A 13,995-nucleotide genomic window follows, 5' to 3' on the forward strand; every position below is an offset into this window, starting at 1 on the left:
CCAACTCGGCATACGACCAACGCACCCGCTCATCCGCCACCGCCAACGCACCCGGCGTCCGCCCCACCTGCTCAGCGAACAAACCCACCAACGACGCCGACGCCACCGCACGCCCGGTGTCGTTCCAACCCGTCACCACGACCTCGCGTTCGTCAGCGCCCAACGCCTCCAAACGCCCCACCAACAGCCCGGGATCAGCCGCCATCTGCTCCAGCAACCGCACCAACCGCTCGCCCACCGCCCGCGCCGACCGTTCGTCGAACGCGTCGGGCCGGTAGCTGAGGCGCAGCTTGAGGACGTCGAGCGGTGCGACGGCCAGGGTCAGCGGGTAGTGGGCGGCGTCGCTGCCGTCCGTGCCGGCGACGCGGAGCCCGCCGAGGTCGGGCGGCCCCGCCGGGTCGCCGGGGAAGCTCTCGTAGGCGAGGAGGGTGTCGAAGGTGGCGCCGGGGCCCGCGAGCCGCTGGATCTCCGCCAGGCCCAGGTACTGATGGTCGAGCAACACCGACTGCTCCGCCTGCACGCGCCCCAGCAGCTCCGCCACCGTCTCACCAGGCTGCAATGCCACCCGCACCGGCACCGTGTTCACGAACAGGCCGAGCATCTGCTCCACGCCCGGCAGGTCGGCCGGACGGCCCGCGACGGTCGCGCCGAACACCACGTCACGACGCCCCGTCAGCTTGCCGACGAGCAACGCCCACCCCGCCTGCACGACCGTGTTCAGCGTGACCCCGACGCCACGGGCCAGGTCGCGCAGCTCGCCGCTGAGCCGGTCGCCCACGTCGACGATGACCTCTTCCGGCATGACCGGGGCCGCGTCCCGGACGGACGGGACGAGCAGGGTCGGCTCCTCGACACCGGCGAGCGTCTCACGCCACACGGCACGTGCGCGGTCCTTGTCGTGGCGGGCGAGCCAGGCCAGGTACTCGCGGTACGGGGTCACGTAGGGCAGCCCGGAGGTGTCGCCCCCCGCCGCGTACACCGCCCAGAGTTCCCGCATCAGGATCGGCATGGACCAGCCGTCCATGACGATGTGGTGGACGGTGACGACCAGCCGGTGCCGGGTCTCGCCGAGCCGGACCAACAGGAGCCGCAGCAGCGGCGGCACCTCCAGGTCGAAGCGGCGGCCCCGCTCGTCGTCGGCGAGCCGGGCGGCCTCCGCCGACGCGGCGCCCGGGGCCCAGCCGGACAGGTCGACCTCCCGCCAGGGAAGCTCCACGCCGCGGATGACCACCTGGACGAGCTGCTGCGATCCGGCGGGCTGGCGGAAGGCGGCGCGCAGGCTGGCGTGCCGGTCCAGGAGCGCCTCCCAGGAGCGGCGCAGCAGGTCCGCGTCGAGGGGGCCGTCCAGCTCGACGATCTGCTGGACGGTGTAGACGTCGAGGGTCCGCTCGTCGTACAGGGCGTGGAACAGCAGCCCCTCCTGTAACGGCGACAGGGGCCAGACGTCCTCGACCCGCCTCTGCGTCACCGCGTTCCCCTTTCGTCCGTGTACTCGGCTTCGAGCTCGTCGATCATGTCCTGGGCCAGCGTGACCAGCGGGAAGTCCGACGGCGTGTGGCCGCCGGAACCGGTGCCGTCGGTGTGCGCGACGAGGCCGGTGAGCATCGCCGTCCACCCGGCGGCCAGGGCGCCGGCCTCCGCCTCGTCCAGCAGGTCCTCCGGCCAGCTGAGGGAGAGTTCCAGCTCGGGCCCGTGCGGTCGTTCGCGAACCAGGCCGGTGAGCTCCAGCGCGTGCGGGGCCGCCATCGCGGGGTCGGCGCCGCCGCCCTCGCCGACCTGCCGCCAGGCGGCGCGGGCGCCGCCGGCGGTGCCGCCGGTGAAACGGCCGAGGTAGTTGAAGCCGATCTGCGGCACCGGCAGCCCCGCCAGTTCGGCGGCGGTGCCGGGGTTGAGGTGGCGGAGCAGGCCGTAGCCGAGCCCGTCGGACGGGACCGCGCGCAGTTGCTCCTTCACCCTCTTGATCAGCTCCCCGGCGTCCGGGCCGCCGGCGCGCACGCCGGCGGGGTCGATCGGCCCGGTGTCGAGACGGACGGGATGGGCGCTGGTGAACCAGCCGACGGTCCGGGACAGGTCCATGCCGTCGGACAGGGCCACCCGGCCGTGGCCTTCGACGTCCACCAGCACGCCGGCGGTGCCGCGGGTCTCGGTGAGCGCGGCGGCCAGCGCGGCGAGCAGCACGTCGTCCATTCCCGCGTGGAAGGCGGCGGGGACGCGCGTCAGCAGCGCGCCGGTCGTCTCGGTCGGGACGGTCACCGTCACCCGGCGCATCCGGGTGAGCAGGTCGCGAGCCGGGTCCAGCGGCCGCCCGCCGAGCGGTGGTTCGGGGTGGTCGAGCATCGCCTTCCACAGCGGCAGCTCGGCCGTCCGCTCGGAGCCGCGCGCCTCGGCGGACAGTGCCAGGGCCCAGCTGCGGAACGACACCGGCACGGGATCCAGGGGCTCGTCCGGTTTCTCGTAGGCGTCGGCGAGGTCGGGCAGCAGCACCCGCCAGGACACGCCGTCCACGGCGAGATGGTGGACGAGCCAGAGCAGCGTTCCCTCGGTGTCGGGGCCCGCGTCGAACCAGACGAGCTGGGTCATTACCCCGGCCGCCGGGTCGAGCCGGGTGCCGGCCAGGCGAAGCTGTTCCGCGACGGCCTGCTCCGAGGCTTCGGCCGTGACGCGATGGACCAGCGCGGCGACGTCCACGGTGCCCGGCTCGGGGATCACCAGTTCCCACGGCTCGTCCAGCCGGGCGCGCAGCACGTCATGGCGGTCCGTGACCGCGCCCAGCGCGGCGACGAGACGATCGAGGCTGATCCCGGCGGGGACGGCCAGCCGCATCGACTGGAAGAAGCCGCCTTCCAGGGCCGTGCGCCCCGACCGTTCGGCCAGCTCGCGCATCACCGGGGTCAGCGGTGCCCGGCCGACCGCTTCGGCCGCGGCCGTGGGCTCCTCGTGGGCCCCGGTGACGGCTTCGGCGACGGTGGCGAGCCCCGCGGGCGAGCGGAGCTGGAACAGCTGCGTGGTGGTGATCTGCAGCCCGGCGCGGCGGGCCTTGGACACCAGCAGGATCGCGAGGATGGAATCGCCGCCGAGTTCGAAGAAGGAGTCGTCGGCACCGGCCTGCTCCACACCGAGAACCTCGGCGAACAGCTCGCACAACAGGGTTTCGGCGGGTGTGGCGGGGGCGCGTCCCTCGGCGCGGTCGGCGAAGTCGGGGGCGGGCAGGGCGGTGCGGTCGAGTTTGCCGTTGGCGGTGACGGGGAGCGCGTCCAGTTCCACCACGGCGGCCGGGACCATGTGGTCGGGTAACCGCTCGGCGACGTACTCGCGCAGCGCCGCCGACCCCGCGGAACGGTTCGCGGCCGGGACGGTGTAGGCGACCAGGCGTTTGTCGCCTGGACGGTCCTCCCTGGCCACGACCGCGACCTGAGCGACGTCCTCATGCGCCGCCAGCACCGTCTCGACCTCTCCCAGCTCGATCCGGAACCCACGGATCTTCACCTGCTCGTCGGCTCGCCCGGCGAACACCAGCTCGCCGTCTGGCGTCCACCGCGCCAGGTCGCCCGTGCGGTACATCCGCTCACCGGAGCCGAACGGGCAGGCCACGAAACGCCCCGCGGTCAGGCCGGCCCGACGCAGGTATCCGTGGGCGAGCTGGACGCCCGCGACATACATCTCGCCGGTCACGCCGGCCGGGACGGGCCGCATGAATTCGTCCAGCACGAACACCTGGGTGTTGGTGATGGGACGGCCGATGGGGACGACGTCTCCGCCGGTCAGCGGGCCGGTCATGGTCGCGCACACCGTCGTCTCGGTCGGACCGTAGGCGTTGATGAACCGACGGCCCGCCGACCACCGCCGCGCCAGCCACGGCGAACACGCCTCTCCGGCCACCACCAGGGTCACCCCGCCAGGCAGATCGTCCACCACACCCAGCACCGAAGGCGGCACCGTCACATGCGTCACCCCATGCGACTCCACCACCCCGGCCAGGTCACCGCCGGGCACGTCCACCATCACCACCGCCGCACCCGACAACAACGCCACGAACACCTCAGAAACCGCGGCATCAAACCCCAAGGACGCGAACTGCAACACCCGCGCGTCACAGCCCACCCCGAAGCCCTCGGACTGAGCGGCCACCAGATTCACCACGCCGCCGTGCGGGACCGCCACACCCTTCGGCACACCCGTCGAACCCGACGTGAAAATGACGTAGGCCACGTCGTCGGGTGACACGGGTACGTCGGGGGCGGTTGCCGGTCGGTCATCCAGATCACCCAGGACGAACACCGGTGTTCCCTCGGGGACGACGTGCCGCGTGTCGTGCCCGCAGACGACGACCGTCGGGCGGGCGTCGGCGAGCATCAGCTCGATCCGCGCGGATGGATAGCCAGGGTCGACCGGCACGTAACCCGCACCGGCCTTCAACACACCCAGCAGCACCGCCACCAGCTCGGCCGACCGCTCCACCACCACACCCACCAGATCACCACGCCGCACACCACGCGCCACCAGCTCATGCGCGACCCGATCGCTCGCCACGTCCAACTCCGCGAACGTCCACGAGCCATCAGCACCCACCACCGCCGTCGCCTCAGGCGAACGACCCACCCACTCGGCGAACCGATCCACCAGCGAACCCCCAGGCACCGGCCGAGCGGTGGCATTCCATCTCTCCACGACCGTGTGCCGTTCGGCCGGGTCCAGGATGTCGAGCCGGTCGACGGGCAGGTCGGGGGCGGCCACGACCTGTCGGAGCACGCGGGTGAGCCGGTCGGCCAGCGCGCGGACGGTGGACTCGTCGAACAGGTCGGCGGCGTAGTGGAGCCCGCCCTCCAGGCCGGCCGGCGCGCCGTCGGCGTCGCGGTGTTCGGCCAGCGAGAGCGACAGGTCGACGCGGGCCGCCTCGGTGCCTTCCTGCAGGGGCAGGGGTTCGACCTGGAGGCCCGGCAGCGTCCAGGAGGCCGGGGGGATGTTCCCGAAGGCGAGCATGACCTGGAACAGCGGGTGCCGGACCAGCGAGCGGGTCGGGCTGAGGTCGTCGACGAGCCGTTCGAACGGCAGGTCCTGGTGGGCGTAGGCGGCGAGGTCGGTCTCGCGGACCCGGGCCAGCAGATCGAGGAAGGACGGATTGCCGCTGACGTCGGTCCGCAGCACGAGCGTGTTGACGAAGAAGCCGGTCAGCCCGTCCAGCGCGGCGTCACCCCGGCCCGCCACCGCCGTCCCGATCGGGATGTCGGTACCCGCGCCCAGCCGTGCGAGCAGCGCCGCCAACGCGGCCTGCACCACCATGAACGCGGTCGCGCCGCCGCGCTGCGCCACCCGCAGCAGACCGGCGTGGGTCTCGGGGTCGACGTCCATCGGCACCGTCCCGGCCCGGAACGACGCCGTGACCGGGCGGGGCCGGTCGGTCGGCAGGACGAGTTCTTCCGGAGCACCCGCCAGGGCGTCGCGCCAGTAACCGAGCTGGCCGCTGATCAGGCTGTTCGGATCGTCCAGGTCGCCGAGCACCGCACGCTGCCAGATCGCGTAGTCGGCGTACCCGACCGGCAGCGGCGGCCAGTCCGGGGCACGGCCCTCCCGGCGCGCCGCGTACGCGACGCCCAGGTCACGGGCCAGGACGCTCATGGACCAGCCGTCCACCGCGATGTGGTGGGCGACGACGCTCAGGACGTGCTCGTCGTCGTCCAGCACGAGCAGCCGGGCCCGCCAGGGCAGCTCGCGGCCGAGGTCGAAGCGGACGTTGGCGTCGGCGGCAAGAGCGGGTCCGAGGTCCTCCGCGGCGATCCGGCCGATCTCCAGGCGGGGATGTCCGGCCGTGCCCGCCAGGATCCGCTGGTGGGGCGTGTCACCGTCGTCGGGGAAGATCGTGCGGAGGGTCTCGTGCCGGTCGGCGAGGTCCGCGAGCGCCGCCTCCAGCGCCGTCACGTCCAGCCTGCCCGACAGGCGCAGCGCCAGCGGAAGGTTGTAGCCCGCGCCCGTCCCCTCCTTCTCCAGCCGGTTCAGGAACCACATGCGCTGCTGGCCGAAGGAGAGCGGCACCCGGTCCGGACGGGGACGCGCGGTGAGCGCGGCACGTCCCGCGCCGTCCTTCGCCGAGACGGCCCGCGCCACGCCCGCCGCCGAAGGCGCGGCGAACAACGCCCGGATGCCGATTTCGGCGTCGAAGACCGCCCGCACGCGGGCGAGCAGCCGCATCGCCAGCAGCGAGTCACCGCCCAGCTCGAAGAACGATTCCTCCGCCCCGACCCGCTCCAAGCCCAGGACCTCGGCGAACAGGCCGCACACGACCTCTTCCGTGGCGTTCAGCGGGGCACGTCCGCCCGCGCGTCCGCCGTAGTCGGGGGCGGGCAGGGCGGTGCGGTCGAGTTTGCCGTTGGCGGTGACGGGGAGCGCGTCCAGTTCCACCACGGCGGCGGGGACCATGTGGTCGGGTAACCGCTCGGCGACGTACTCGCGCAGCGCCGCCGACCCCGCGGAACGGTTCGCGGCCGGGACGGTGTAGGCGACCAGGCGTTTGTCGCCCGGGCGGTCCTCCCTGGCCACGACCGCGACCTGAGCGACGTCCTCATGCGCCGCCAGCACCGTCTCGACCTCACCGAGCTCGATCCGGAACCCACGGATCTTCACCTGCTCGTCGGCTCGCCCGGCGAACGTCAACTCACCGTCCCGCGTCCACCGCGCCAGGTCACCCGTGCGGTACATCCGGCCGCCTGTGCCGAACGGGCAGGCCATGAACCGCTCGGCGGTCAGGCCTGGACGGTTGACGTACCCGTGAGCCACCCCGGCGCCGGCCACGTACAGCTCACCGGTCACCCCCACCGGCACCGGACGCATGAACTCGTCCAGCACGAACACCTGGGTGTTGTCGATGGGACGGCCGATGGGGACGACGTCTCCGCCGGTCAGCGGGCCGGTCATGGTGGCGCACACCGTCGTCTCGGTCGGACCGTAGGCGTTGATGAACCGGCGACCGGCCGACCACCGCCGCGCCAGCCACGGCGGACACGCCTCACCAGCCACCACCAGCGTCACCCCGGCAGGCAGATCGTCCACCACACCCAGCACCGAAGGCGGCACCGTCACATGCGTCACCCCATGCGACTCCACCACCCCGGCCAGGTCACCGCCGGGCACGTCCACCATCACCACCGCCGCACCCGACAACAACGCCACGAACACCTCAGAAACCGCGGCATCAAAACCCAACGACGCGAACTGCAACACCCTCGCCCCGGCCTCCACACCGAAGCCCTCGGACTGAGCGGCCACCAGATTCACCACGCCACCATGCGGGACCGCCACACCCTTCGGCACACCCGTCGAACCCGACGTGAAGATCACATAAGCCACGTCATCAGCCGAGACCGCCACGTTCGGGGCCGTGACCGGCCGGCCGTCCAGGTCACCCAGGACGAACACCGGCGTTCCGTCCGGGACGACATGCCGAGTCCGCTCCGCACAGACCACGAGGGCCGGACGCGCGTCGGCGAGCATCAACTCGATCCGTGTGGACGGATAGCCGGGGTCGACCGGCACGTAACCCGCACCGGCCTTCAACACCCCCAGCAGCACCGCCACCAGCTCGGCCGACCGCTCCACCACCACACCCACCAGATCACCGCGCCGCACACCACGCGCCACCAGCTCATGCGCGACCCGACTGCTCGCCGCGTCCAACTCCGCGAACGACCACGAGCGATCAGCACCCACCACCGCCGTCGCCTCGGGCGAACGAGCCACCCACTCGGCGAACCGATCCACCAGCGAAACCCCCGGCACCGGCCGAGCGGTGGCGTTCCATCCTTCGATCAGCAGTTCGCGCTCGGCGGGATCGAGGATTTCCAGCCGGTCCATTGGTGCTTCGGGCTCGGCCGCCACCTGCTCCAGCACCCGGACCAGCCGGTCGGCCAGCGCGCGGACGGTGCTCTCGTCGAACAGGTCGGTCGGGTACTGGATGCTGCCTTCGAGCCCGGACGCGTGCTCGGCCAGCATGATGGACAGGTCGAAGCGGGCACCCACCACCGTCGGCGGCAGGGAGTCCGACTGCATCGGCCTCACGCTCAGCCCCGGCAGCTCCCACCGGATCGGCGGGACGTTGCCATAGGCGAGCATGACCTGGAACAGCGGGTGCCGCACCAGCGACCGCGCCGGGTTGAGATCCTCCACCAGCCGTTCGAACGGCAGATCCTGGTGGGCGTAGGCGGCGAGGTCGGTCTCACGGACGCGAGCCAGCAACTCGGTGAACGAGGGGTTGCCGCTGACGTCGGTGCGCAGCACGAGCGTGTTGACGAAGAACCCCGTCAGCCCGTCCAGCGCGGCGTCACCCCGGCCCGCCACCACCGTGCCGATCGGAACGTCGGTGCCCGCGCCCATCCGCGCCAGCACCGCAGCCAGCGCCGCCTGCACCACCATGAACACCGTCGCGCCGCCGCGCTGCGCCACCCGCAGCAGACCGGCATGGGTCTCGGGGCCGACGTTCAGGGGCACCGACGCCCCCTCGAACGTGGCCACCGACGGCCGGGGCCGGTCGGTCGGCAGCGCGAGTTCCTCCTGCAGGTCTCGCAGCACCTCCCGCCAGTGGCGGAGCTGACGGCTGATCACGCTGCCGGGGTCGTCGCCGTCGCCGAGCACCTCACGCTGCCAGATCGCGTAGTCGGCGTACCCAACCGGCAGCGGCGGCCAGTCCGGAGCACGGCCCGCCCGGCGCGCCGCGTACGCCACGCCCAGGTCACGGGCCAGGACGCCCATCGACAGGCCGTCGGCCGCGATGTGGTGGGCCACCATGAGCAGGACGTACTCGTTCTCACCGAGCACCACCAGGCGGACCCGCCACGGCGGTTCGGACTCCACGTCGAAGCCCCGGCCCGCCTCGATCTCCAGGAGCGCTCTGAGCCCGTCCTCACCGGCCGCCTGGCTGATCACGAGTTCGGGATAGCCGTCCGCCAAGGGAAGCTGGTAGGGAGTCCCGTCGACCTCCGGGTAGACGGTGCGTAGGGTCTCGTGCCGGTCGGCCACGTCCCGCAGTGCCGCCTCAAGCGCCGCGATGTCGAGGGCACCGGACAGCCGCAGGCCGAACGGCATGTTGTACGAGGCGCCCGCCTCTTCGAGCCGGTTGAGGAACCACATGCGCTGCTGCCCGTACGACAGCGGCAGCCTGTCCGGCCGGGGACGGGCCGTCAGCGGTGGACGGCCCTGGTCCGTGCCCGCCGTGACAGCCTTCGCGACGCCGGCGACCGTGGGTTCGGCGAACAGGGTTCGGATGCCGATCTCGGTGTCGAAGACCGCCCGTATCCGGGCGATCAACCGCATGGCCAGCAGCGAGTCCCCACCCAGATCGAAGAACGAGTCTTCGGCTCCGACCCGCTCCAGCCCGAGAACCTCGGCGAACAAGCCGCAGAGGATCCCCTCGGCCTGGGTGGCAGGCCCCCGACTGACCGACCGGCCCGCGAAGTCGGGCGCGGGGAGGGCCGCCCGGTCCAGCTTGCCGTTGACCGTCAGCGGCAGCGCCTCCAGCTCAACGAACGCCGCCGGGACCATGTACTCGGGCACAGTGGCCGACAGGTGCTCGCGGAGAACGGCGGCGTCGACAGCGCCGTTCGATGGGACGACGTAGGAGACCAGGCGTTCATCGCGGACCACCACCACGGCGCGGTCGACGCTCTCGTGCTTCGTCAGCACGGCTTCGACCTCGCCCGGCTCCACACGGAACCCGCGAATCTTCACCTGCTCGTCCGCACGCCCGACGAACTCCAACGCCCCATCCGGCGTCCAGCGGGCCAGGTCGCCGGTGCGATACATCCGCCCTGCGGCGAACGGGGAGGCCACGAACCGTTCGGCGGTCAGCGTCGGACGGTTGACATACCCGCGCGTCACGCCTGCGCCAGCCACATACAACTCACCGGTCATGCCCACCGGCACCGGACGCAGGAACTCGTCCAACACGAACACTTGCGTGTTACCGATCGGACGACCAATAGGCGGAGCGCCAGGGCGGTCCACCACGCCGACCGTCGCCATGACGGTCGTCTCGGTCGGGCCGTAGGTGTTCCACAGCCGATCCCCGCCTGCCCACCGGGCCGCCAGGTCCGCCGACAACCGCTCGGCACCCAGCACCCACCGGTCCACGATTTCGACCTGGGCCGGATCGAGCACGCTCAACAGCGACGGCACGATACTCGCCGCATCCACACCCCGCTCGTTGAGCATCCGCGTCAGCGCCGCCGACTCGGCACGCTCCTGCGTAGTCGCGATGACGAGGGTGGCCCCTGACGACAACGCCACGGCGATATCGAGTACCGAGGCGTCGAAGCTGAACGACGCGAACTGCAGGATCGCCTTACCCGGAGCCGCGCCCAGGACCGGGCGCAAGGACTCCACCAGGTTGACCATGCCGCCGTGGTGGCCCATCACACCCTTGGGACGGCCCGTGGATCCGGAGGTGTAGATGACGTACGCCAGGCTGGACGGATCCAGTTCAATACCCAAGGGCTCGGCGGACTGGTTGGCCATCAGTTCATCGAGGGAGTCGATCCGCAGGGAGGCGCCGCTGTCGGCGAGCATGAACTCCAGCCGGTCAGCCGGATATTCGGGGTCCAGCGGCACATAGGCCGCGCCCGCCTTCCACACCCCGACCATTGCCACCACAGCGTCGATCCCGCGCGGCAGGCACAGACCCACGACCGACTCACGACCGACCCCGGAATCCCGCAGATACCGGGCCAGCCGGTTCGACCGCTCCTCCAGCTCGGCATACGTCAGGGCCGCAGCGCCGCACCGCAACGCCACCGCGTCCGGCGTGCGGTCCGCCCACGCCCGGATCTGGTCGGGGATCAGCAGGTCGGGGACGGATGCGTCGGTGGCGTTCCAGCCGGTGAGCAGGAGTTCACGTTCGTCCGGGTCGAGGATGTCGAGCCGTCCCACTCCGTTGCCTGGAGAGGCGGCGAACTGCTCAAGGATCGACAGCAGGTGTCCGGAGAACGCCTGCGCGGTGGCCTCGGTGAAGACGTCCGGCCGGTAGTCCAGCGACAGTTCGAGTTCCTCGCCCGGCAGGACCGCGAGCGTGAGCGGGTAGTGCGCGGGGTCCTGGACGTGAGTGCCGAGAAGACGCAGCTCGCCGATCCGCGTGGGCCCGGACGGATCTCCCGGGTAGTTCTCGTAGACCAGCAGCGTGTCGAAGACGGCACCGCCTTCGGCCTGGCGCTGGATGTCGGTGAGTCCGAGATGCCGATGGGCCAGCAACGCGGCCTGCTCGGCCTGCACGCGCACCAGCAGTTCGGTCACCGTCTCGGCGGGGTCCAGCCGTACCCGGACGGGAACCGTGTTGATCAGCAGTCCGAGCATGCGCTCGACGCCCGCGATCTCGGCCGGTCGGCCGGAGACGGTCGCGCCGAACACCACGTCGCGGCGGCCCGTCAGCTTGCCCACCAGCACCGCCCACGCGCCCTGCACGACCGTGTTCAACGTCAGGCCGTGCGCCCTGGCCATCTCGCGCAGGGCCGCCGCCAGCGGTTCGCCCGCCCGGACCGCCACCCGGTGCGGCACGACCGGCTCGCCTCCCGTGACGGCGGGGGCCACGAGGGTCGGCTCGTCGAGCCCGGACAGTGCCTGCTGCCAGGCGGCCCGCGCCGCGTTCCGGTCCTGCCGGGCCAGCCACGCCAGGTACTCCCGGTAGGAGGTGACGGCGGGCAGCGCCGCCGGTTCGCCGCCGGCCTCGTACAGCGCCCACAGCTCCTCCATGAGCACCGGCAGCGACCAGCCGTCCAGGACCATGTGGTGCATCGTGATGACCATCCGGAACCGGCGCGGCCCCAGCTTCGCCAGCAGCAACCGGATCAGCGGGGGTGTCGCGAGGTCGAACCGCCGCCGGTGGTCCTCGGCGGCCAGCCGTTCGGCCTCCGCGAGCGCCGCTTCCCCGGTCAGTCCTGAGAGGTCGGCCTCGCGCCAGGGAAGCGTCACCTCGCGGGCGACGGCCTGGACGATCTCCTGCGACCCGGCGAGGAGGCGGACTCCGGCGCGGAGGCTCGCGTGCCGGTCCAGCAGCGCCTGCCACGCACCGCGCAGCCGCGCGGTGTCCAGGGGACCTTCGAGGTCAAGGGCCCGCTGCCCCACGTACACGTCGGCGGACCGCTCGTCGTAGACGGAGTGGAACAGCAACCCCTCCTGGAGGGGCGCCACCGGCCACACGTCGATCAGCCCGGGAACGGCGGCTTCCAGCTCTGCGACCTGGTCCTGGGCCAGCGACACCAGCGGGAAGTCCGAGGGGGTGAACCCGCCGCCGGTGTGCGCGACCAGGCCGGTCAGCGTGGCCGCCCATGCCTCGGCCAGTTCCTCGACCGCGCTTTCGGTCAGCAGCTCCGACGGCCATTCCAGGGTCAGGGTCAGTTCCGGGCCTTCGGGGAGGTCGTGGACGAGCCCGGAGGCTTCCAGGACGTGCGCTGCGGGCGTCCGCGCGTCCGCCCCGCCGACCAGGCCACCGCGTCCCGCCGACTGCCACGATGTGGCGGGGGCGTCGGCGGTGCGGCCGCTGAAGCGGCCGAGGTAGTTGAAGCCGATCTGCGGTGTGGGCAGGGCCGCCAGTTCGGCGGCGGTGTCGGGGTTGAGGTGTCGGAGCAGTCCGTAGCCGAGGCCGTCGGTCGGGATCGCGCGCAGTTGTTCCTTGATCCGCTTGAGCAGCCGGCCCGCGTCGGCGCCGCCGGCCCGCACGTCGGCGAGATCGATCGTTCCCGGGTCGAGGCGGACCGGATGGACGTCGGTGAACCAGCCGACGGTCCGCGACAGGTCGAGCGTCTCCGACGAGCGGCCGTGGCCTTCGACGTCGATCAGTACGCCGCCGCTGTGCCGCCGCCAGTCGGCGACGGCCGCCGTCAGCCCGGCGAGCAGGACATCGTCCACCCCCGCGTGGAAGGCCGCGGGAACGCGGGTCAGCAGTTCGGCGGTCACCTCGGGCGGAAGCGTGACCGTGCGCGTGTTCATCGTGCCGACCACGTCGCGGTCCGGGTCCAGGGGCCGGTCTCCGAGCACCGGCTCGGCGCCGTCCAGCATCGCGGTCCACAGCGGCAGCTCCGCGACCCGTTCCGCCTTGGCGGCCTGCTGGACCAGATCCAGGGCCCAGCGCCTGAACGGAACCGGCACCGGTTCCAGCTCGTCGTCCGGCGCGTCGTAGGCGCCGGCGAGGTCAGGCAGCAGAATCCGCCACGAGACGCCGTCCACCACGAGGTGATGGACGAGCCAGAGAAGCGTTCCTTCGGCATCAGGGCCCGCGTCGAACCAGACGAGCTGGGTCATCACCCCGGCCGCCGGATCGAGCCGGGACACCGCCGACCGGGTGTGCTCGTCGACCACCTCGTCGTCCGGCGTCCCCTCGCAGGGCACCCAGCGGACAAGCCCAGCGGGATAGATCGTTCCCGGCTCGGGGACGACCAGCTCGGTTCCGTCGAGCCGGGCGCGCAGCATGTCATGGCGGTCCAGGACGGTCCCGACCGCGCGGGCAAGACGCTCGAAGTCGAGCCCGGCCGGGACGGAAAGCAGCATCGACTGGAAGAATCCGCCCTCCAGTGCCATACCGCCCGATCGCTCGACCGCCTCCCGCATCACCGGCAGCAGCGGCACCCGCCCGGTCGCCTCGACCTGATCGGCGGCAACGATGTCGTCTTCGACGGGAACGGCCACAGCCGCCATCCCGGCCGGCGAGCGATGCTCGAACACCTGCCGGGCGGTGAACACCAGCCCCGCGCGGCGCGCCCGCGACACCAGCAGCATCGACATGATCGAGTCGCCGCCCAACGCGAAGAAGCCGTCGTCCGCGCCGACCGTGTCCAACCCCAGCACCTCGGCGAACAGACCACAGAGAACCGCCTCGGTCTGGTTGGCCGGTGCTCTGCCGCCCGCGAGGCCCGCGAAGTCCGGGGCGGGCAGCGCCGCGCGGTCGACCTTGCCGTTCACCGTCAACGGCAACGACTCCAGCTCCAGCACCGCCGCCGGAACCATGTACTCCGGCAACCGCCC

General features: G+C 72.0%; 2 protein-coding genes. Both read right to left on the minus strand.

The annotated features are described in order from the left end of the window. Window positions 1-1,468, minus strand: a 1,468-nt coding sequence (locus tag ABZ801_RS41480) for a condensation domain-containing protein (protein ID WP_360709438.1), incomplete at its 3' end; no start/stop codon positions are given. After that, window positions 1,465-13,977, minus strand: coding sequence for an amino acid adenylation domain-containing protein (locus ABZ801_RS41485; protein ID WP_360709442.1), 12,513 nt, complete (start codon window positions 13,975-13,977; stop codon window positions 1,465-1,467). The genes ABZ801_RS41480 and ABZ801_RS41485, both read right to left, overlap by 4 nt. Window positions 13,978-13,995: the final 18 nt, after the last annotated feature.

The sequence above is a fragment of the Actinomadura sp. NPDC047616 genome (assembly GCF_040642915.1).
Lineage (GTDB): Bacteria > Actinomycetota > Actinomycetes > Streptosporangiales > Streptosporangiaceae > Spirillospora > Spirillospora miaoliensis.